Raw genomic sequence first — 22,274 nt, forward strand, 5'->3', positions numbered from 1 at the left:
TGTCGATGAAGGAAATTGCGATGAAGGAAATTGCATCGCGTCAGCCTCGACCGTCGTGAATAAGGGCGACCTTGTCGAACTCGTCGAGCCGGGTGATGCCCAGAAGCGCCATGGTCCGGCCGATGTCGTCCTTCATCAGCGACAGGGCGTGGTCCAGCGCCACCTTCTCGCCCGCCGCCGCGGCGAGGAGAAGCGGCCGGCCGACGAAGACGAAGCGGGCACCGAGCTTGAGCGCCTTCAGCACATCGCTGCCGCGGCGCACCCCGCCGTCGTACATCACGGTCAGGCCGTTGACCTGGTCGGCGATCCGCTCCAGCAGGTCGAGCGCGCCGGCGGCGCAGTCGATCTGCCGGCCACCGTGGTTGGACACGATGATGCCATCCACGCCCGCCTTTTCCGCCATCCGCGCGTCGGCGGCCGACATCACGCCCTTCAGGACCAGCCGCCCGGTCCAGCGCTTGCGGATCCGCTCGATGTGCGTCCAGGACAGGCCCGCCCGCCGGCCGATGTCGCGGACGAGCGTCCGGGAGAAGACCGGCGGCCCGCGCTCCGCGTCCATGTTCTCGAAATGCGGTGCGTTGCCCGCCAGCAGGCTGCGCAGCAGCACCCGCCACAGCCACCCCGGCCGGGTCGCCCCCTGCCACGCCAGATCGAGGCTCGGCTGGACCGGGGAGCGGAAGCCGTGGCGGGCGGCCAGCTCGTGCTGGCCGTGCACCGCCGTGTCGACGGTCACCACCAGCGTGTCGAACCCGGCCCGCTCCACCCGCTCGATCATCGGGCGGATGCGGTCCTCGTCGCCGGGGATGTAGGCCTGGAACCAGCTGGTCGGGCCGGCCTGCCGCACCTCCTCCAGCCGGGTCAGCGACGCGCCGCTGAGGATGAAGGGAAGCCCGGCCTGCGCCGCGGAGCGGGCGAACAGGACGTCGCAGTCCGGCGCCACCAGCCTGCTGAACCCCATCGGCGCGATGCCGAACGGGCTTGCGTAGTCGACCCCGAACAGGCGGGTCGTCGTGTCGACGCCCGACACGTCGACCAGCACGTTCGGGACGAAGGCGCGCTCGGCGAAGGCGCGCAGGTTGCGGCGGTGGGTCGCCCCGTCTTCGGAATAGCCGGACACGTATTTGAAGATCGCCCGCGGCAGCGTCCGTTCGGCCATCGGTTCGAAGTCGTTCAGGCACAGCGCCTGCTCCATCACCCGCGGCAGGCGCCGCGGGGTGACCTCACGTTCGTGCATGATGAAGGTCCGATCACGCGAAGACGGTTGGCGGCAGCGGCATCACTTGGCGGCCACTTTCACCTTGGCCTCCTCGGCCCGCTTCGTCACGTAATCGCTGACGCCGAGGTTGTACTTCACCTCGCCGCCCGTCATCAAGCCCGCGGCCTCGGCGCGGATGATGGCCTTGTTCACGGCGGCCAGGAAGGCCGGCTCGTTCTTGCGCACGCCGCCGCCGATGGGCACGTACTCGAAGGCGCCGAGCGCCACCTTGTACTTGTCCTTCCACCCCTCCTCGGTCACCTTCATGGCGATGTTCGGCCCGTCGTAGGCGACGGCGTCGCACCGGTTGTCCTGGAACGCCTTGTAAATCTCGGCGGTCCCGGTGAAGAGGACGAGCTGGGCGCCGTATTTCTCGATCAGCATCCGGTTGTACAGGTTGCCTTGGCTACCGCAGATCTTGCGGCCGCGGATGTCGTCCCACGACGCGTAGGTCGCGTCCTTGGGCGCCATCAGGACCATGCCGGCCATCATGTAATAGGGTTCGGTGTAGTCGAGGACCTTCTCGCGCTCCGCCGTCTTGCCCAGCGTCGCGAAGATCACGTCGATGCGCCCGGCGTTCAGCAGTTCGATGCGGTTCGACGCGACGACTGGCACCATTTCGATGGCCGTCTCGGACCCGAGAAGGTCTTTGGCGACGGCCCGCGCCAGATCGACCTCGAAGCCGGTGAGCTGGCTGGCGGAGTCCAGATAGCCGAAGGGCACGTAGTCGTTCCGGATGCCGACGATCAGCTTGCCGCGTTCCTTGACGCGATCGAGCTGGTCGGCCTGCGCCTGCGCGCAGAAGGCGACGCCCGCCGCCAGGAGAGAGAGGACGGCGAAAGGCTTGGCAAATCGCTGCTTCATGAAGAACCCCCTGTCGTGTGAGCGCGCGTCTTTTCATGGTTTGTGGCGCTCTGGCGGTCATGATCGCGTTGAATCTCATAATTTCATAATAGATAATTCGCCTCTCACAATAAGCGGAGCTTATGGTCTGCCGATGAACGTGCGTCAGATCGAGGCCTTCCAGGCGGTGATGGCGACCGGAAGCGTGACGCGCGCCGGCGAACGCCTGAGCATCTCGCAGCCGGCCGTCAGCCAGTTGATCGCCCAGCTGGAACGCAGCTGCGGCTTTCCGCTGTTCCACCGGCAAGGCGGCAAGATCACCCCGACCCGCGAGGCGGAGGCGCTCTACAACGAGGTCCAGCGCATGTTCATCGGCGTGGGCCAGATCGCGCGGGTGGCGACGGCCCTGCGCGAGCAGAACTGGGGTTCCGTCAGCCTCGCCGCCTTTCCGGCGATCACCCGCCGCGTCCTGCCGGACATCGTCTGGAGCTTCTGCAAGGCGCATCCCGACACGCGCTTCCGCCTGGAAAGCATGCGCTCGCGCAGCCTGATCGACGCGGTGGCCGCCCAGCACGTCGATTTCGGCCTGAGCATCCTGCCGGGCGACCGGCCGGAGGTGGTCAGCGCCCTGCTGCACCGGCTGCGCGGCGTGTGCATCCTGCCGGTCGGCCATCACCTGGCCGACCAGCCGACCATCTATGCCCGCGACCTCGCCGACGAGGATTTCGTGTCGCTCGGCCCGCAGGACCATTCGCGCTACATGATCGACCGTGTGTTCGACGAGCTGAAGGTGTCCCGGCGCAGCCGGATCGAGGCGGGGCAGTCGGAGACCGCCTTTTCCTTCGTGGCAGCGCGGGCCGGCGTCGCCGTGGTCGATCCGATCAGCGCCTTCAACAACGTGGACCCGCAGATCGTCGTCCGCCGCTTCGAACCCGCCGTCCAGTTCGACATCTGGCTGATCCGGCCGAAGGCGGCGCGGTCCTTCAACCTCGTCGACAATTTCGTCGCCTACACGCTGGAACGGCTCGACCGCTTCGCCGCGTCGCTGAACGGAGGCTGACGGGCGGGGCGCGCCGCGATAGCCTGGGGTCATGAACATCCGGCAGCTTGAGGCCTTCAGGGCCATCGTCGAACTGGGCAGCTTCACCAAGGCGGCCGAACGGCTGCACCTGTCGCAGCCCGCGGTCAGCAAGCTGGTCCAGCTTCTGGAGCGCGCCTGCGGCTTTCCCCTGTTCCACCGGCAGAAGAACGGCGTCGTCCCGACGGCGGAAGGGACCATGCTCTACGCCGAGGTGGAACGGGTGTTCCTCAGCGTCGAGTCCGTGGCGGCGCGGGCGCGGGCGATCCGCCAGTTCGAACATGGGGAGATCGAGGTCGTGGCCTTCCCGTCGCTCGCCACCCGCCTCCTGCCACCGATCCTGGCGGCGTTCCTCCGGCCCCGGCCGGGCCTGCGGGTCACCCTGTCCAGCCGCAATTCCTGGCTCCTGGTGGAGCGCGTGGCGACCCAGGGCGTGGACATCGGGTTCGGCATGGTCGCCACGGACCGGCCGGGCGTCCGGTTCGAGCGGCTGTGCACCATGGACGCGGTCTGCGTCCTGCCGCCCGGCCATCCCCTGGCCGACCGCTCGGTGATCGACGCCCGCGACCTGGACGGCGAGCGCTTCGTCGCGATGACCGACGAGGACCGCGCCCGGTTGAAGGTCGATCAGGCGTTCGCCGCCTGCGGCGCCACACGCGACATCGTGCTGAAGGCGCAGCTGACCGAGGCCTGCTGCTCCTTCGTCGCGGCCGGCATGGGCGTCGCCGTGGTGGACCCGCTGAGCACGGTCGATTTCGCCCCGGAGCGGCTGGCGGTGCGCCCTTTCCGGCCGCGGGTGACCTACGACATCTGGGTCGTCACGCCGAGCTTCCGCGACATACCGCTGAGCGCGCGGGCCATGATCGCGCATGTCCGAAGCCTCCTGACGGAGCGCATCGCCGAGCTGGAGCGCGGAATCCAAGGCCAAACGCAGGGCCCATAACCGCCGGTTATGGCAGGCGGCCGACAAGCGATTTGACCGGGGCGGCGGCCTGCCCGTCAAATTCGCCGGTTCCTGGACCACGCGAGAGAAGCAATGGCCGCCATCACAGTGCTCACCCCCACGGGGACGCTCGGATACGGGTTCGGTGACGAGGCTCTGGCCCGCGGCATGGCGCTGGGGCCGGCCGTCATCGCGGTCGACGCCGGATCGACCGACCCTGGACCCTATTATCTCGGCTCCGGCAAGCCGCTGGTGTCGGACGTCAGCATCAAGCGCGAGCTGACCGCGCTCATCCGCGCCGGCCGTCGGGCGGGCATCCCGGTGATCGTCGGCAGCGCCGGCGGGGCCGGATCCGGCGTGCAGGTCGACCGGACGGCCGCGCTGGTCCGCGCCATCGCCCGCGAGCAGGGCCTGCGCTTCCGGCTGGCGACCATCCGCTCGGACATCCCGATCGAGCGCGCCAAGCGGGCCGTCGCCGCCGGCGAGATCGTCGATTTTGAGGCCGGCACCCCATTGACCGGGAAGATTCTGGACGAGACCGTCGCGTTGGTCGCGCAGATGGGCCACGAACCGATCTGCGCGGCGCTGGAGGGCGGTGCCGACGTCATCATCGCCGGCCGGGCCTGCGACGATTCGGTGATCGCCGCCTTCCCGATCTGGCGCGGCGCCGACCCGGCCCTGGCGATCCACATGGGCAAGATCCTCGAATGCGGCGCCTTCTCGGCCGAGCCCTTCGCCATGGACGTGATGCTCGGCACCTTGGACAGCGACGGCTTCCTGCTGGAGCCCGGCAGCTTGGCGCGGCGTGCCTCGGTCAAGTCGGTGGCCGCCCATTCGCTGTACGAGCGTGAGAATCCCTTCCGGCAATCGGGTCCGGGACACGAGATCGACCTCTCCGGCTGCCGTTTCGAGCAGGTCGGCGACCGGCAGGTTCGGGTGCGCGGGGCGCGGCTGGCCGAGACGCCTGACTATTGCGTGAAGCTGGAAGGGGCGCGGCTCGCCGGATACCGGTCCATCGCGATCGCCGGAATCCGCTGCCCCACCACCATCCGGGCGCTCGACGGCATCCTCGCCGACGTGCGGGAAAAGGCGCTGGCCTATTTCGCCCCGGCCCCGCTCGGCGTGGTCTTCCACGTCTACGGCCGCGACGGCGTGATGAAGGAACTGGAGCCGGAGACGGCGGCGCAGCGCGAGGTCGGGCTGGTGATCGAGGTGACCGCCGGCGACCAGGAGCTGGCCCACGCCGCCTGTCACCAGATCAGCGGCGCCATGCTGCACTACCACTATCCGGGCGTGGTCAACACGTCGGGAAACCTCGCCTTCCCCTATTCGCCGTCCGACCTGGACCTCGGCCCGGTCTACGAGTTCAGCGCCTACCACCTGATGAAGGCCGACAGCCCGACGGAGCTGTTCCCCATCCAGTATGAGGATCTCTGAGATGACCGACCGCCTCCTCAAGGACTTGGCCGACATCGTGCGCAGCAAGAACGCCGGCCCCTACCGCATCACCTTCGACATCCTGTTCAAGGACCGCGAGCGCTACGAGGCCGTCCGCGGCACCGGGGCCATCCGCCCGGAAACGGTTGCCGCGGCCTACGGCATCGCCGTGTCGGAGGTGTCGTCCTTCTTCGAGATCGACATGGCCAACGCGATCAAGATCACCATCCGGCGCCCGCGCGCCCAGGGTTCCAGCGGCGACGGCGACATGTACGGCTGCCAGCATCACGTCCCGCTGATGCTCATCCGCGTGCCGGTGGCTTGAACGGCGCGGGCATCGGTTTTTCAGAGGCCGACTTTTCCGAGGTGGCGGCGGCCGGGGTCAGCAGGTCGGGCAGGCGGGTGGTGCCGCCGGCGCGCTGTTCCCAGCTGGACAGGCCGTCGGCGACGGCGCGCCGCAGGGTCGCCATGTCCTGCGCCGGCACCGCCTCGGGCAGCGGGTCGACGCCCGCCGACACCATCACGCGGGCGTAGGCGTTCTGCAGGTCGGCGAACACCAGGTCGCGGCGCAGGTCGGACACCAGCACCGACACCTCCGCCTGGATCACCCCCAGGTCGCCCTGCTGGCCGACCGTGCTGCTGTTCACGTACTGCTGCCGGATGCGCTGGTCGATCGCCGCTTGGTCGGCGGTCAGCGCGAACTCCTGCGCCAGCTCGCGGTACTGCACCATCGCCACCCGCACCTGGCTCAGCACCGCCACGCTCAGCGCCTGCCGGCGGAAGGCCACCAGCTCCTCCTGCGCCTTCGAATAGGACTGCGTGTCCCACGCCGAGGCCAGGTTCAGGATGTTCCACGACAGCCGCGCGCCATAGTCCGCCCACTGCTGGTTCAGCAGGAAGCTGTTGCTGTCGTAGTGCAGCCCGGCGTTCAGGTCGATGCCCGGCAGCAGCTTCAGCAGCGCGCGCCGCGTCTCGTCGGCGGTGATGCGGGCGTTGTAGGTCTCCTCGACCAGTTCCGGCCGGTTCAGCAGCGCGTAGGATTCCAGCGCCTCCACCGGGGTGGCGATGGCCGGCGCGTCCTTCGCCGTCGCCTCCGCCGGGATGGCCAGCGTGAAGCTCTCGCCCGGCGGCAGGCCCATCAGGGCGCCCAGCTGCGACTTGGCGGCGACCAGCTCGCGGCGCAGCGTCTGCAGCTGGCGCAGCGTGTCGACCAGCGAGCGCTGGTAGGTCAGCGTCTGCAGCGGCGCCTGCACGCGCTGCGTCTCCAGCGCGCCGGCGTTCCGGCGCGCCGCCTCGATGCGCTTTTCCAGCGGCTCGATGCGCTTCAGCAGCCGCTCGGCGGCCACGGCGCGCCAATAGGCGGTGCGCACGTCCTGCAGGATGCCCTGGACGACGCGGCGGCGGCGCTCGTCGGCGACCAGCACGAGGTTGGCGTTCTGGCGCGCGCGCAGGTAGCTGACGCCGAAGTCGAGGATGTTCCAGGTGAAGCCGAGGTCGGCGGTGCGGCGGTTGCGGTCGGTGGCGGTGGTGCTCTCGCCGGTGCGCCGCCCGGTGGCGAGGTTCAGGCTTTCCGAGCCGGCCTCGTTGTTGCGTCCCGCGTAGCCGGCGCCGGCGACGACGCGCGGCAGCATGTCGAAGCGCAAGAGGTCGAGCTGCTGGTTGGCGACGGCCATCTCCATCAGCTTCACGCGCTCGTCGAGGTTGTATTTGATGGCGCGGGCCATCGCCTCGTGCATGGAGACGGGGCCGGCGATGGGCTCCTGCGGGGACATCACCACCGCCATGTCGGCGCGCACCCGCGACAGGTTCTCCTCGGACGTCAGGGGCTGCGGCGACAGCGAGCAGCCGCTGGCGAGCAGGGAGGCGGCAAGCAGGGCGACGGTCGCGCAGGCCATCGTGGACCGCGCCCGGAAGGTCGGAGGAAGGCAGGTCATTCTCGTCGGCAATCCATCAAGAAAGGAGAAGGCGGGTGCGAAAGCGGTGAAGGGGTGGGAGCGCGGGCGGCCTCAGGCCGCCCGCCTGTCTGAAGGCGGCGCTAGGCCGCCCTGCTGCCCGGTGGGGTGTGCGTGGCAAGCGCGGCGAGCAGGGCCGCGGTGCGGGCGTCGGCCGCCCCGTGGACCTGGGCGACCTGCCGCGTGAAGGCGGGCTTCGGCGCCGGGGCGTCGCCCGCGTCCGCGCGGTTGCCCTGCCCGCCGTCGGACCGGCCCTCACCATTGGGCTGAAGCCCCCGCGGCGCCGCACCCTGCCCTCCTTGGTCCCCGGCCGGCACATCCTGGTCCCCAGCCGGCCCGTTCGACCGCCCGATGCGTCCGCCCGGCATCACGCCAATGCCAAGCTCCTCGCCACCCACGCCCATTCCCGTCACCCCGCCGATCCCATTCGGCGCCGTACCGCCCGGGTTTCCGCCCAGGCCGAAGCCGGTGGTCAGGCTGGAGCCATTTCCGCCGCCAGCACCACCGCCGGCCGACGAGGAACCGGCGATCGCCGTGAAGGTGATGGCCCGTCCGGCGTTGCCGACGGTCGGATTGGCGATGGCATCGATGGTGATCGCGCGCCCGGAGTCGCCCCCCGCGCCCCCCCTGCTGATGGAGGCGCTGGTGATGACGCGGCCGGTGTCGCTGCCGGTCGGGCTGCCGGCCAGCGTCCGCACCGTGCCCAGCGTCGGCCCGGCGCCCGACAGGCCGAGGCCGCTCCCCAACCCCGCCGGCAGACCGCCGTCGGAAGACGACAGCACGGTCGTCGTGTTGGCGCTCCCCTGGGCGACCGGAGCCGACGCCGGAACCGGCGGTGGCGGGAGCACCGTGTAGCCGGTCGAGCCCGCCGCGCCCTGGTTGCCCACCGCGTCGCGGGCACGCGCCGCAATGGTGTGGCTGCCGAACCCAAGCGCCGCCGGCAGCGCCAGCTGCCAGGCACCGCCGCCGCTCGCCCGCGCCGTGCCGGCCTCGGCGCCGTCCACCGCCACGACGACGAGGCTGTTCGCCTCGGCGGTGCCGCGCACCACCGGCGTGGCGCCTGTGCCGTCGACCTGCGTCACCGTCGGCGCCGCCGGGGCGGTGGTGTCGATGGTCAGGACCGTCGCCGCGGACAGGTCCCCGACGTTGCCGGCACGGTCGGTCGCCTGCACCTGCACCCGGTGGGTGCCGTCGGTCAAGGCGTTGGCGACGCTGACGCTCCAGGCGCCGGAGGCGTCGGCAACGGCGCGGCCGGCCACCGCGCCGTCCACAAGCACGGCCACCGTGCTGCCGGCCTCGGCGGTGCCCGAGAAGGTCGGCCTGGCGTTGGCGGAGAGGTTCACCGTTCCCGCGGCGACGGAGCCCGCCGCCACCGGCAGGGACGGCACGCCTGGCCTGGTCGTGTCGACCGTCACCGTCAGCGCGGCGGAGGGCTCGCCGGAGACGCCGTAGCGGTTGGTTTCCACTACGGCGATGCTGTGCGTGCCGTCGCTCAGCGGCGTGGCGACGCGGTAGCTCCAGCGGCCCGACGCATCGGTCGTGGCGGTGCCCACGGCCTTGCCGTCCACCAGCACGGTCATCGTACTGCCGATCGCCGCCGTACCGGCCAGCGTCGGCTGCGCCACGTTGGTCGGCCCGCCGCCGACGGACAGGCCGGCCCCGCCGAGCAGGTCCGTGGCGGACGGCTTGGCGGGAACCGGCGTTTCGACCACCACCGCGCCGACGTCGCCCACGGTGTTGATGGTGGTCGCCAGCGCGTTGCCGGCGCCGTCGCGGATGGTGCCGCCGTTCAGCGCCAGCCCCAGGACCGCGACGCCGCCGGGGGCGTTGTCGCCCACCGGCACGACATAGTCGAAGCGCAACCGCGTGACCGTGCTGCCCGCGGCGTTGAAAACCGCCTCGCGCGCCTGCCCGCCGACCGACAGCCGCAGCACCGGGCTGCCGTCGACGGTCACCGCCTTGCCGACCTCCATGGTGAAGCTCAGCGTCTCGCCGGGGAGGTAGGTGCGCGCGGACGGCATCGCGACGCCCGCCACCGTCGGCGCGGCGGTGTCGACGACGATGTCCGTGGCGCGCCCTAGCGAGCCGGTGGAACCCGGCGCCGGCAGCGTCGTCCGGGCGGTGTTGCCGGCGGCGTCCCTGATGGTGCCGGCCAGCGCCGCGGCGCCCGCGACATCCAGGTCCGCCGCGCCGTCGCCGTCCTGCACCGTGTAGGTGAAGGTCAGCGTGCCGGTGCCGGAGCCGCCGCTGTAGACCGCGTTGCGCCCGGTGTTCAGCGCCAGGGTCGGCGTGCCGGCCACCGTCACCGCCTTGGAGAAGCCGACCTGGAGGACGATGGTGTCGCCGGCCTTGTAGGCGCCGTTCGCGGTCGCGGCGGTGATGCCCGTGACCGTCGGGACCACCCCGTCCACCAAGATGCCGGTGGTGGCTAGGCTGGGCAGGTCCGGCGCGGCGGCGTGCCCAACGCCGTCGCGGAGCACGGCACCGTCGAGCCGCAGCCCGATCACCGCGATGCCGCCGGTCGCGAGATCGCCCGCGGCCACCGTGTAGCGGTAACGGAAAGCCGTGCCGGTGCTGCCGGCGGCATCGAAAGCCGCCAAGACCGTCCGCCCGCCGATGCCGAGCGCCAGCGCCGTGCCGGCGCCGCCGGCCGGCACCGCCTCCGACCAGGTGACCGTGACGTCCAACTGGTCGCCCAGCCGGTAGGTCCTGTCGGCGGGCAGGGTCACCGACGCGACGGTCGGGGCCACGGTGTCCACCCGGATGCCGGAGCCGTCGCCCACCCGGCCGGCCAGCGACAGGGCGGCCTCGTTGCCGGTGCCGTCCGTGATGCGGGCGCCGTGCAGGGTCAGCCCGGTCACGCCGATGCCAGCGGCCGTGTCGTCGCCCGACACCAGCGTGTAGCGGAAGGTGAGCGCACCGCCGCTCCGCGACAGGAAGGCCGCCGAGCGGCCGCCACCTCCAATGGAGCCACCGATGGTGAAGTCCAGGGTCGCCGTGTCGGCACCGCCGACCACCAAGCCAGGGTCGTCGAAGGCGACCACGAAGGTCAGGCTCTCGCCCTCCCTGTAGACCTTGGCCTCGGGCAGCGTAACCGCCGCTACCACTGGGGCGACGCCGTCGACCGTCACGCCGGTGGTCGCACCCACGCCGTTGAGCGTGCTGTCCAGCGCGTTGCCGGCGCTGTCGGTGACCACGCCGACGGTCAGCGCGCCCAGCGCAACGCCGTCGGCGTCCAGGTCGCCCGCTTGCACCGTGTAGGCGTAGGTGGCCGAGGTTCCGGTGGCGGAGACCAGCGTGGCCTGCCGGGTCGCCGTGATGTCGTCGGCCTGATCGACCAGGATCGCCAGGGTGCTGCCGGTCAGGCCCGTCACCGCTTCGGACAGGCTGACCGTGAAGCTCAGCGTGTCGCCGGGCCTGCGGGTGCCGTCCGCGGGCACGCTCACCGACGTCACCGCCGCTGCCGCCTGATCCAGCCGGTAGGACTGACTGACGGCCGGGCCGTCGTTGCCGGCGGCGTCGCTCACCTTGACCTTCAGCGTGCCGCTGCCGGCCAGGGTAACGCCGGACACGCTCCAGCCGGTCTGCCCGACGGTCGTGGCCGCGGCCGTCCAGCTGGCGCCGTCGTCGAGCGAGACGTAGACCGTCTCGTCGGACGAGAGGGCCGAAGACAGCGTGCCGCCGATCGTCTGCGCGGCCGTCCTGGTGATGAAGTCGGAACCGCTGATCCCCGTGTCGTCGGAAAAGGCGGCCGTGGCGATGGTCGTCGTCGGGGCTGCGGTATCGACGATGAACGCCTGGGCGCGCACCGGGCCGTCGTTGCCGGCGGTGTCGGTCACCTTCACCAGGATCGTGCCGCGGCCCGACAGCGTCACCCCCGCCAGCTGCCAACTCTTCTCGCCGGCCGTGGCCGTGGCGGCGGCCCAGGTGGCACCACCGTCCAGCGACAGGCGGACCGTCTCCCCCACCGCCAGATCGGCCGACAACGTGCCGCTGATCGTCTGCGACGCCGTGCGGGTGACGAAGTCGCCGTTGCCGCCACCGTTGGCCGCCGTGTCGGACGACAAGGCCAGGGAGGCGATGGCCGCGAGCGGTGCCGTGGTGTCCAGCCGGATGGTCAGCGGACCGCCCAGCAGGCCGACCACGCCGCCCGCATTGCTCAGCCGGGCGGTCAGGGTCTTGCTGCCATCGCCGCCCAGGTCGCCGCCGGTCACCGTCAGCTGGACAAAGCCGTCGGCGATGTCCTGCGCGGTCAGCGTCCGGATGGTCGGGTGGCCGAGCGGACCGCCGTCCAGCAGCAACTCCACCCGGTCGCCCACCGCGGCGTTGCTGCCCAGCAGGCTGACCCGCAAGGTCGGCGTGGTCAGGTTCGTCGGCGCGTTCGTGTCCACGACACCCCCGCCGCTGCCCGTCTGGACGTTGCCCGGCGCCTCGGTCACCGTGACGGCACCGTCCAGGGTGCCGACCCAACCCCCGTTGTCGGCCACCTCGATCCGGAAGGCCGTGGTCCCCGATGACCCCAACATGGCGTCGGCGTTGCTGCGCGGCGCGAAGACCAGGGCGCGCAGGTCGGCCTGCGCGGCCGCCCCGATGTTGGCGACGGCCGTCGCGTAGCTCTTCTCGTAGACGATGTCGCCGCCGGCCACCGTGCGCGTCCAGCCCACGGTCGAGGCTGCCGTGAAGTCGCCCTTGCCCGCCCCGTCGGCGATGACCACGCGCAGGCCGCCGGTCTGGAGGTCGGCGTCGGTCACCGTCACCGCGGCGAAGGGCGCGATGGTGCCGCCGTACAGGAAGGCCCGCCCGGCCTGGGTGCCGCCGATGACCACCGCGTCGTTGACGGAGGTGGCGGTGACCTTGGTCTGGCTGTCGACCAGCGCGGCGGCGACGCTGTCATTGACGGTCAGCGTGAAGGTCGTGGTTTCGCTGCCGCCAAGGATCGCGCGATTGGCGGCCGGGGTGAAGACCAGCGCGCGCAGCGCGGCCTGCGCCTGGGCGGCCGTGCCGGTGAAGCTCCACAGTCCGGTGGCGGCGTCGTAGCTGCCCTGGGCGCCGGACAGCGTCCCCTTGGCCGCCGCGTCCAGCGCCACCGTGACGGTCTGGCTCTGCAGCGCGTCGGCGTCCGCCAGGGTGACCGTAGCGAAGGGCAGCACCGTTGCCGTGTCCGTGATGGTCTGCGCGGTTGCGGCGATGCCGCCCAGCACCGGTGCCGAGTTGGTCACCACCGTCCAGACCGACGTCGCGGACGGCGAGGCGCCGTTTCCGTCGGAGGCGGTGACCACGGCGCGGATCCGCTTGCCGCTGTCCGCCGCGGTCAGGGTGTAGCTGCCGTCTGTCGCCCCAGTGATGGCGGTCTCGTTGCTCCCGTTCGCGTCGTCGGCGCGGTACCATTGGGTGGCGTAGGTCAGCGCGTCGCCGTCGCCATCGCTCCAGACGCCGGTCCCGGCGCTCAGCGTGCCACCGACCGCCGCCGTGCCGGTGACGGTCGGCACCACGGTGTTGACCGGCGCGAGGTTGGCGGCGGTGGCGAAATCATACAGCGTGGTGGTGCCGTTGGCGGCCAGCGCGTTGCCGGCGGCGTCAGTCACCGCAGCGCCGTCCCAGGTGATCGCGAACGTCTTGCCGCGGGCCAGGGCGGCGGTGGGGGCGATGGTCAGCCGGTTGGTGCCCCAGCCGGTGATCCGGCTGGAGGTGACGGCGAAGGTCTCCACCACCGTGTTGTCGGTAACGTTGCGCAGGGTGAAGCTGCCGCCCATCCCCGCCTGCACCGGCTCGCTGAAGGCCAGCACCGGCTGGACGCCGGTGGTTTGGCCGGTGGCGCCGTCGGCCGGGGTGGAGGCGGCAATGTCGACGGTCGGGGCGGTGGTGTCGATCCGGATGCCGGTGGTCGGGCCGACCTTGCCGGCGAGGGAGAGGCTGGCGGCGTTGCCCGCCGCGTCCTGCACGGTGGCGGTGCCCAGCGTCAGGCCGCCGATGACAATGCCGGCCGCGGTGTCGTCGCCGGCCGCGACGGTGTAGCGGTAGGTGACCGCACCACCGCTCCGGCTGAGGAAAGCGGCCGAGCGCGCGGCCCCGCCGATGGTGAAGTCCAGGGTGGATGCGGCGGCGTTGGTCAGCACCAACCCGGCGTCGTCGAAGGTAACCGTGACGTCCAGCGTCTCGCCGGCCCGGTAGGTCCGGTCGGCCGGCGGGGTGACGGCAGCGACCGCCGGGGCCACGCCATCGGCCTTGACCAGCGCCGCGGCGCCGACACCGTGGAGCGTGGTGTCCAGCGCGTTTCCGGCCCCGTCGGTGACCGTGCCGACGCTCAGGCCGCTCACCGCGATGCCGTCCCCGTCCAGGTCGGTGGCGGCCACCGTGTATTGGTAGGTCGCCGTGGTGCCGGTGGAGGACAGCAGCGACGCCTGCCGCGTGGCGCTTCCGCCGCCCGCCTGATCGATGGTCAGGGTCAGCGCGCTGCCGCCCAGGCCCGACACCGGTTCCGAGACCGTGACCACGAAGGTCAGGACATCGCCCAGCTTGTAGGTCTTGCCGGTCGGGACGCTCACCGACGACACGGTCGGCGCGGTGCGGTCGATGGTGTAGCTCTGCCCGCCGGTGAAGCCACCGCCGGACACCGTGCCGACGCCGCCCAGCGGCGCGCCGGTCGCTGCATCCAGGGTTGCGTCCAGGATCGAATCGTCGTCGACCAGGTCGAGCCGCAGCGTGCCGTCGCCGCTGCCAGTGGCGACCGTCACCGTATAGGTGCTGCCACTGCCGCTGACGTTGGTGATCGTCGCCCCAGTCGGGCCGGCGGCGGTGAGCGTGAAGTCGCCCGCGTCCACGCCGGTGACGGCGCCGCTGAAGGTGACGGTGTAGTCCACGCTGCCCGCGGTTGTCCGGTCGCCCGACGCGCGGTCGATGCCGACGACGGTCGGGCCGGGGTTGACGGTGATCCCGGCGCTGGCGCTGCTGGCCGAAAACTGGCTGTTCGCCCCGGTGCCGCCGCCGGCCGTGGTGTCGCCGGTTCCACCGGCCGTCCCCGCCATCTGGTCCCATGCCTTGACGGTGAGGCCGCCCGTGACCGTGCCGTTGTAATCCGCGTTGGGGACGAAGCGCACTTTGTCGGTGGGGCGCAGCAGCAGCGCCGCGGTCGTGGACAGGGTGGGGATGTCCGTCCAGGTCGTGCCGTTCAACGAATACTGCCAGACGCCGTTGCTGTTCGACACCGCCGTGACCGCGATGCCGAGGCTGTCGCCGTCCACGTCGCTCGCCATGCCGCCGCCCGATGCCAGGATGGCGGACACCGTCGTGCCGGCGCTGGCCGCATCGTCTTCGGACATGGCGGGCAGGCTGCGCGCGGTGGTGCCCAGCACCGGCACGTCGTTGACCGCGGTGACGTTCATGGTAAGGGTCTTGCCGGCCGAATAGGCGGTGCCGTCGGACACCGCAAACCCGATGGTCGCGTAGCCGGCGCCGTTTCCGTTCGCCGCCGGGGTGAAGACCAGCGCGTTGGCGTCGAGGTCGGCCTTGGCGATCTCCTGGTTCAGGGTGACGGCGGTCCCGTTGAGCTTCAGGCTTCCGGCGCCCGGCAATTGCGTGATCTTGACCGTGACGAGCGCGTCGCCGATGTCCGCGTCGTTGAAGCCGAAATCGCTCGCCACCAAGGTGCGGCTGGCGTCCTCGCCGATGGTGATGGTCCTGTCGGCGGCGCTTGGCGCGTCGTTCACGGACGTGCTGACCACGGTGGTCATGGCGCTGCTGGCCGTCCCGCCGGCCCCGTCGTCCAGGGCGATGGTGAAGGTCGTCGTCTCGGTCCCGCCGGGGGCCTTGCGGTTGGCGGCGGGCTGGAAGACCAACTGGCGGATCGCCGCCTGCGCCGCCGACGCGGTGCCGGAAAAGCCGTAGACGCCCCCGCCCTGGTCCGTGAAGCCCGAGGCGGTGAGCGACGCGGCGGTGAAGGCGCCCTTGGCCGCGCTGTCGAGCGTCACCGTCACCGCCAGCGTGTCGCCCGGCAGGTCGACGTCGGCGATGGTGACAGCCGCGAAGGGGGTCACGGTCGTCTGGTCGGTGACGGTCTGGTTGGCGCCGGCACCGCCCAGAGTCGGCGCGTCGTTCACGGCGGTGACGGTGATGGTGGCCGTGTCGCTGGCCGCGCTGAAGGCGGTCGTTCCGCCGTTGGCGGTGGTGTCCGCCGTCGATCCGGCGCTTCCGCTGGTCCGGTCCCAGCCCCGGAAGGTGAAGCTTCCGGTGGTGCCGTTCGCCGTGTTCGGAACGAAGCGGACAAAGTCGGCCGTGCGCAGCAGCAGTGCCGCCGTTCCCGACAGGGTGCCGAACGCCGTCCAGCTGCCCCCGTTGTCGACCGAATACTGCCAGGTGCCGTTCCCGGCATCGGCGGCCGTGATGGCGATGCCCTGGACGGCGCCGACGTCCCCGTCCACGACCGACGTCCCGAGGATCGACGCCACGGTCTGGCCGGCGCTCGACGTCTGCTCCTCGGTGATCGCGGTCAGGGACGGATTGCCGGGCGTCAGCGCCGGCGCGTCGTTGACCGCGGTCGAGACGACCGTCGTGACGCTGTCGGTGGCGGCGTTGTTGTCCTGGACCGAAATGGTGAAGGTCGTCGTCTCGGTCGTTCCCGCGGCCACGCGGTTGGCGGCCGGCGTGAACACCAGGCCGCGGATCGCGGCGGTGGCGGCCGCGGCGGTGCCCGTGAAGGTGTAGCGGCCGCCGCCGGCGTCGGTGAAGCCGTTGAGGACGGTGAAGGAGCCCTTGGCGGCCGCGTCCAGTTGGACCGTCACCGTTTCGACCTGGGCCGCGCCGCCGGCGGACGCGATGGTGACGCCGCTGAACGGGCTAATGGTCGCGTTGTCGCCGACCGCCTGGCTGGCGGCGGTGCCCGTGATCCGCGGGGGCAGGACGTTCATCAGCACGGAGACGCTGTGGCCGTAGAAATTGGTCGTGACGATGTCGGGTTTGCCGTCACCGTTGACATCCCCGACCGCCATCGACTGCATGAGGTTGCCCGTCAGATAGTCGGTTTTGGCCTGGAACGTCCCGTTGCCGTTGCCCAGCAGCACCGAGACGGAACTGGGGATATTGCCGCCGTTGTTCTGGTCCCCGACGATCAGGTCCGGGTTGCCGTCGCCGTTGACGTCGCCGATCGCGATCGAATTGGGATTGCTGCCCACCGCGCAGTCGACCTTGGCTTGGAAGGTGCCGTCCCCCCGGCCCAGAAGCACCGAGACCGTGTTGGCGCTGTAGTTGGCCGTGACGATGTCCGCCTTGCCGTCGCCGTTCACGTCGCCGACCGCGACGGCGTAGGGGGAGGAGCCGGTCGCAGTGCTGACCTGGCTCTGGAACGTCCCGTCCCCCTGGCCCAGAAGCACCGAAACGTTGTTGCTGCTGTTGTTGGCGGTGACGATGTCCAGCTTGCCGTCGCCGTTGAAGTCACCGACGGCTATGGCATAGGGACTGTTGTACACATAGATGTCGGTCTTGGACTGGAAGCCCCCGGCTCCGTTCCCCAGCAACACCGAGACGGAGTATCCGTTCGTGTTTGCGATGACGATGTCCTGCTTGCCGTCCTTGTTGAAGTCGCCGACCGCGACGGCGCGGGGATAATAGGCTGTCGCGGTGCTGACCTGGGGCTGGAAGGTCCCATCCCCCCGTCCCAGCAGCACCGAAACGGTGTTGTTGAAGTAGTTGGTCGCGACGATGTCGAGCTTGCCATCGCCGTCGAGATCGGCAAGCGCGACGGAAAAGGACATGGAGTCAATCGCATAGGCGGTCTCCGGCTGGAAGGTGCCGTCGCCCTTGCCCAGCAGGACCGAAACGGTGCTGGCGGAGTTGCCGACGACCAGGTCAAGCTTGCCGTCGCCGTTGAGGTCGCCGGCCGCGACCGTCTGGGTGTAGCTGTCCGTTGCGAAGGTGCCGCTCGCGTAGGTCGGCGACACCGTCGTGCTGTTGCCGGCCCTGTCGGTCACCACGACCGGCAGGCTCTTCGTGGCCGGATCGAACATGCCCGCAAACGACCGGATGGTGTGGCTGGCGGTCCAGACACCGTTGCTGTTGACCGCCACGACGATCCCGCCGCCGAACGCGCCGAAGTCCATCGTCACTGTGGCGATGTCGGCGTTGGCGTCGCCGCCGGCCGTGTTGTTCCAGGTCACCGTCACGGTGTCGCCGATCATGAAACGGCTACCCGGCCCGGTCGCGGTCGGGCTGATGGTGGTGTTGGCGACGCTTACCCTGGGGGCGGAGACGTCCCGCAAGATGTTGAGCGCGGTGCCGACCGGCCCCGGCACGCCGTTCACCGTCGCAAAGGCCTTGACCGAAACCGTGCCGCTGCCCAGGGACGCGACGTTGAGAGCTGCCCCCGCCCAGGCCCCGTCGGCGCCGGCGGTTGCCGTCGCGGACAGTTCCCCGCTGTCCTTGACGCCGTTGCCGTTGGCGTCGACGAACACCGTCACCGTGCTGTTGGCCGGGGCGCCGCTGCCGTCGATGGACAGCGTGTTCGCGTTGGTCAGCGTGTCGGAGTTGCTGGAGCCGCTGTCGCTGCCGGCCTGGAGCGTCACCGCGATCGGCGCCTGGCCGATCCACACGCTGATGGTGCGGGTGGTGGTGTTGACCCCGTCGCTGATCTGGACGGTGAAGCTGTCCGTGCCGCTGTAGCCGGCGGCCGGGGTGTAGGTGATGGTGCCGCCCGGCGCGATGTCGACCGCCCCGGACGCGGCGGTCGCCCCGCTGATCGTCAGCGTGCCGTGGCTGGGCGCGGTCGCCTGGCTCCAGGTCAGCGTCTTGCCGCTGAAGGCGTCGGCGGCGTGAAGCAGGCCCGTGACGTCGGTCGCCGCCGCGTCGGTGGCAAGGCTCAGCGCCGTCGCGGTGCCGGCGAGGCTCGGCGGCGCGATGTTGGCCAGCACCGTGACGCTGGTGCTGGCAAGCACGACGACATCGGGCTTGCCGTCGCGGTTGACGTCCGCCAGGACGAACGATTTGATCGACGTTGCCGGGCTGAAGTCGGTTCTGGCCTGGAAGGTGCCGTTGCCGTTGCCCAGCAACACCGAGATCATGCCGGTGCCATAGGTGTTGCCGGTGACGATGTCCAGCTTGCCGTCGCCGTCGATGTCGCGAACGGCGATCATGGAAGGGTTCGGGCCCGTCGTGTAGTCCGTCTTGGCCTGGAAGGTTCCGTCGCCGTTGCCCAGCAGCACCGAGACGGTGTTGTTGGTCGAATAGCCGCCGCCCGAGGTGACATACGTGTCGGCTGTGACGACGTCGAGCTTGCCGTCGCCGTTGAGATCGCCAAGCGCGATGGAACTCAGCATATAGCTGCCCACCGAGACGCCGGACGCGTTCTGGAAAGTGCCGTCGCCCTTGCCCAGCAGCACCCAGACGCTGCCGCCGCTCCAGTCGGTCGAGAGGAGGTCGAGCTTGCCGTCGCCGTTGACATCGCCGATCGCGGCCGGCTGTGGACTGCTCCCCGCCCAGTAGTCGGTCCTGGCCTGGAAGGTTCCGTCGCCCTTGCCCAGCAGCACCGAGAGGCTGCCGCTGCTGCTGTTGGTGATGACGAGGTCGAGCTTGCCGTCGCCGTTCAGGTCGGCGACCGAGATCCAGCCTCCGTTGAAGCCGTCGTAGGAATCGAGCTTGGCCCGGAAGGTTCCATCGCCGTTGCCCAGCAGCACCGAGACCATGTTGGTGCCGCCGCCGCTGGTCGTGGCGACGTCCAGCTTGCCGTCGCCGTTGAAATCGGCGACGGCGATGGCATTGGGATAAATGCCCGTCGCGGAGTCGATTTTGGCCTGAAAGGTTCCGTCGCCGTTGCCCAGCAGCACCGAGACGATTCCGGGGTTGGAACCGTTGGCCACGATCACGTCGATCTTGCCGTCGCCGTTGACGTCGCCGCTGGCCATCATTTGGGGATTGCTGCCCGCCGCGTAGGTCGGCGCCGAATAGGTCTGCGACAGCGTGGTGATGTTCCCGGCCTTGTCGGTCACCACCATCGGCAGGCTCTTGGTGTTCGTCTCCAGAAGGCGGGGCGAACCCGCGATGGCGTAGGTGGCGGTCCAGACGCCGTTGTTGTTGACGGCCGCGACGATTCCGCCGCCGAACGCGCCGAAATCCACCGTCACCGTGGCGATGTCGGTGTTGGCGTCGCCGGTCGCCGTGCTGTTCCAGGCCACCGTCACGGTGTCGCCGAGCGACAGGGTGCCGCCTGGGCCGGTGGCGTTCAGGGTGACCGTTGTGTTGGCCGTCGTCGCCACGGGGGCGACGCTTTGCCGGACGAGGGTGAGCGCGGTGCCGACCGGTCCCGACACGCCGTTCTCCGTGGCGTAGGCTTTCACCGCGTAGGAGCCGTTCCCCAGGCTGGAGACGTTCAGGACGGCGCCGGTCCAAATGCCGTTGGCGTCGGCGGCGGCCGTCGCGGACAGTTCCCCGGCGTCCTTGACGCCGTTGGCGTTGGCGTCGACGAACACCGTCACCGTGCTGTTGGCCGGTGCGCCGCCGCCGTCGAAGGACGGCGTGTTGGCGTTGGTGATGTTGTCGGTGCTGCTGACACCGCTGTCGCTGCCGGCCTGGAGGTCCACGGCGATCGGCGCCTGGCCGATCCACACGCTAATGGTGCGGGTCGTGGTGGTGGTCCCGTCGCTGATCTGGACGGTGAAGCTGTCCGTGCCGCTGTAACCGGCGGCCGGGGTGTAGGTGATGGTGCCGCCCGGCGCGATGTCGGCCGCGCCGGACGCGGCGGTCGCCCCGCTGATCGTCAGCGTGCCGTGGCTGGGCGCGGTCACCTGGCTCCAGGTCAGCGTGGCGCCGCTGAAGAGATCGGCGGCGTGAAGCAGCGCCGACACGTCGGTCGCCCCCGCGTCGGTGGCAAGGCTCAGCGCCGTCGCGGTGCCGGCGAGGCTTGGCGGAGTCTTGTTGATCAGCACCGAGACGCTGGCGCTGCCGTTGTTGGAAACGACAAGATCCGGCTTGCCGTCGCCGTTGACGTCAGCGACCGTGACCGAGCCGGGGTACAGCCCGACCGTGTAGTCGGTCTTGGTCTGGAAAGTGCCGTCGCCCCTGCCCAACAGCACCGAGACGCTTCCGGGGTTGGCGGAGTTGGACGTGACGAGGTCGAGCTTGCCGTCACCGTTGATGTCACCGACCGCAACCCCGCTGGGGTTCAGCCCGACCGTGTAGTCGGTCTTGCTCTGGAAGCTGCCGTCGCCCTTGCCCAGCAGCACCGAGACGCTCCCGGGGTTGGAGGAGTAGGACGTGACAAGATCGAGCTTGCCGTCGCCGTTGACGTCGGCGGCCACGACCGAGTTGGGATTGATCCCCACCGTGTAGTCGGTCTTGCTCTGGAAAGTGCCGTCGCCCTTGCCCAGCAGCACCGAGACAGTGCTGCTGCTGCCGTTGCTGTTGCTCGTGACGAGATCGAGTTTGCCGTCGCCGTTGAAATCGCCGACCGTGACCGCGCTTGGGTACAGCCCGACCGTGTAGTCGGCCTTGGTCTGGAAGGTGCCGTCGCCCCTGCCCAGCAGCACCGAGACGCTCCCGTTGTAGTCGGAGTTGGACGTGACGAGGTCGAGCTTGCCGTCGCCGTTGACATCGCCGGTGGCGATCCCATAAGGGCTAGGGCCGGTCGTGTAGGTGACCTTCGTCTGGAAGGTGCCGTCGCCCTTGCCCAGCATCACGCCGACGCTGTTGCCGCCGCTGCTCGCGATCAGGTCGAGCTTGCCGTCCCCGTTGAGATCGCCGACCGTCAACGCGCGAGCGCTGGTGCCCCACGCGATGTCGGCCTTGGCCTGGAAGGTGCCGTCGCCATTGCCCAGCAGCACCGAGAGCGTGGAACTGTTGAGGTTGCTCGTGAGGAGATCGACCTTGCCGTCCGCGTTGAAATCGCCCATGGCCACCCTCCACGGACCGGAGCCGGTCGCGTAGCTGGTCGCGGTCTGGATGGTCAGCGGCAGGAGGTCCGGATAGCCGGCGATGTCCAGCGCCACGGTGTCGATCCGGCCGCTGGCGACCTCCAGCGTCCAGTTGCCGCCGGCCGCGGCGGCCCCGGTCGGGTCGGAGGAGGCGGCCACGTCGGCGCCGGTGGCGGCGGCCAGGGCGCCGACGAAGGCTTGCCCGTCCGATCCGGCTCCGACGTCGCAGCCGTAGAGGAGCAGGTCGCCGCCGGGCCGAAGCGCCGCGCCGATGGCGGCCAGATCGCCCGAGCGGACGGCCAGCGTGTCCCCGTCCAGGGAGGCGGTGCCGAGCGACAGGGTTCCCTGGTTGCCATGGCTGATGATGTGGATGGCGTCATAGCCGCCATGGGTTCCGGCCCAGGTCGCGATCTGCGCCAGCCCGTCCTGGTCGCCGTCCAGGACCCGCACCTCGACGCCGGAACGGATGCCCTCCACCAGCGCCTCGTAATTGGTGACCCCCGCCTCGACGAAGGCGACCTCGCGCCGGTCGCCTGCGGACGCCGGATCGGCCGCACGGGCGACCGGAGGCTCGGTGGTCTGGGCGGAAGCTGGGAGAGTGGACGCCTGGGGAACGGCCTTCGCCAGGGCGTCGATCACGGCGTGGTCGGCTGTGTCGGCGGCGGTATCGGTTCCTGTCTTGGGCGGCGGAACGTCGGTGGCGTGCGCGGTCTCCGCACCGGCCGCGACGCCCGCGGCATCGAACATGAACCGCGGCTCAAGCGCGAGGATGTGGCACGCGCCGTTGCCCGCTCCCTTTGAAGATTTTTTCGTCCGGCCAATCTGCGCGCCCCGGTTGCGATTGCGCCATCCGCCAAAAACCTTCATGGGTCCT

Annotated in this window: 8 protein-coding genes; 4 read left to right on the forward strand and 4 right to left on the reverse strand. The window is 70.5% G+C overall.

Annotation, left to right across the window (positions count from 1 at the left end; translation table 11 throughout):
• Positions 1–40: 40 nt before the first annotated feature.
• Together M2351_RS29910 and M2351_RS29915 are read right to left on the reverse strand one after the other, a co-directional pair.
• Positions 41–1,234 (reverse strand): alpha-hydroxy acid oxidase, encoded by a 1,194-nt coding sequence (locus M2351_RS29910; RefSeq protein ID WP_264659675.1) that lies wholly within the window; start codon positions 1,232–1,234, stop codon positions 41–43.
• 42 nt (positions 1,235–1,276) lie between these two features.
• On the reverse strand, positions 1,277–2,119 hold the full coding sequence (locus M2351_RS29915) for a transporter substrate-binding domain-containing protein (protein WP_264659676.1): 843 nt from the start codon (positions 2,117–2,119) through the stop codon (positions 1,277–1,279).
• 133 nt (positions 2,120–2,252) lie between these two features.
• Between M2351_RS29915 and M2351_RS29920 the strand changes: the two genes are divergently transcribed.
• The 4 genes from M2351_RS29920 to M2351_RS29935 all read left to right on the forward strand — a co-directional run bounded on the left by M2351_RS29920 (position 2,253) and on the right by M2351_RS29935 (position 5,881).
• Positions 2,253–3,158 (forward strand): LysR substrate-binding domain-containing protein, encoded by a 906-nt coding sequence (locus M2351_RS29920; RefSeq protein WP_264659677.1) that lies wholly within the window; start codon positions 2,253–2,255, stop codon positions 3,156–3,158.
• 31 nt (positions 3,159–3,189) lie between these two features.
• Positions 3,190–4,119, forward strand: coding sequence for a LysR substrate-binding domain-containing protein (locus M2351_RS29925; protein ID WP_264659678.1), 930 nt, complete (start codon positions 3,190–3,192; stop codon positions 4,117–4,119).
• 93 nt (positions 4,120–4,212) lie between these two features.
• The gene (locus tag M2351_RS29930) at positions 4,213–5,556 is read left to right on the forward strand and encodes a DUF1446 domain-containing protein (protein ID WP_264659679.1); all 1,344 of its coding nucleotides are present in this window, start codon (positions 4,213–4,215) and stop codon (positions 5,554–5,556) included.
• A 1-nt stretch (position 5,557) separates the two neighbouring features.
• Positions 5,558–5,881: a DUF4387 domain-containing protein gene (locus tag M2351_RS29935; RefSeq protein ID WP_264659680.1), complete on the forward strand. Its 324-nt coding sequence runs from the start codon at positions 5,558–5,560 to the stop codon at positions 5,879–5,881.
• On the opposite strand, the gene M2351_RS29940 is transcribed toward M2351_RS29935, so the two are convergent.
• Both M2351_RS29940 and M2351_RS29945 read right to left on the reverse strand, forming a co-directional pair.
• Entirely contained in the window at positions 5,859–7,490 is a 1,632-nt protein-coding gene (locus tag M2351_RS29940) for a TolC family protein (RefSeq protein WP_264659681.1), read from the reverse strand. The two genes, M2351_RS29935 and M2351_RS29940, sit on opposite strands and share 23 nt — an antisense overlap.
• Before the next feature lie 101 nt (positions 7,491–7,591).
• Positions 7,592–22,147, reverse strand: a complete 14,556-nt coding sequence (locus M2351_RS29945) for an FG-GAP-like repeat-containing protein (RefSeq protein ID WP_264659682.1) — start codon at positions 22,145–22,147, stop codon at positions 7,592–7,594.
• Between the last annotated feature and the right edge of the window lie 127 nt (positions 22,148–22,274).

Source organism: Azospirillum canadense (assembly GCF_025961225.1).
Taxonomy (GTDB): Bacteria; Pseudomonadota; Alphaproteobacteria; order Azospirillales; family Azospirillaceae; genus Azospirillum; species Azospirillum canadense.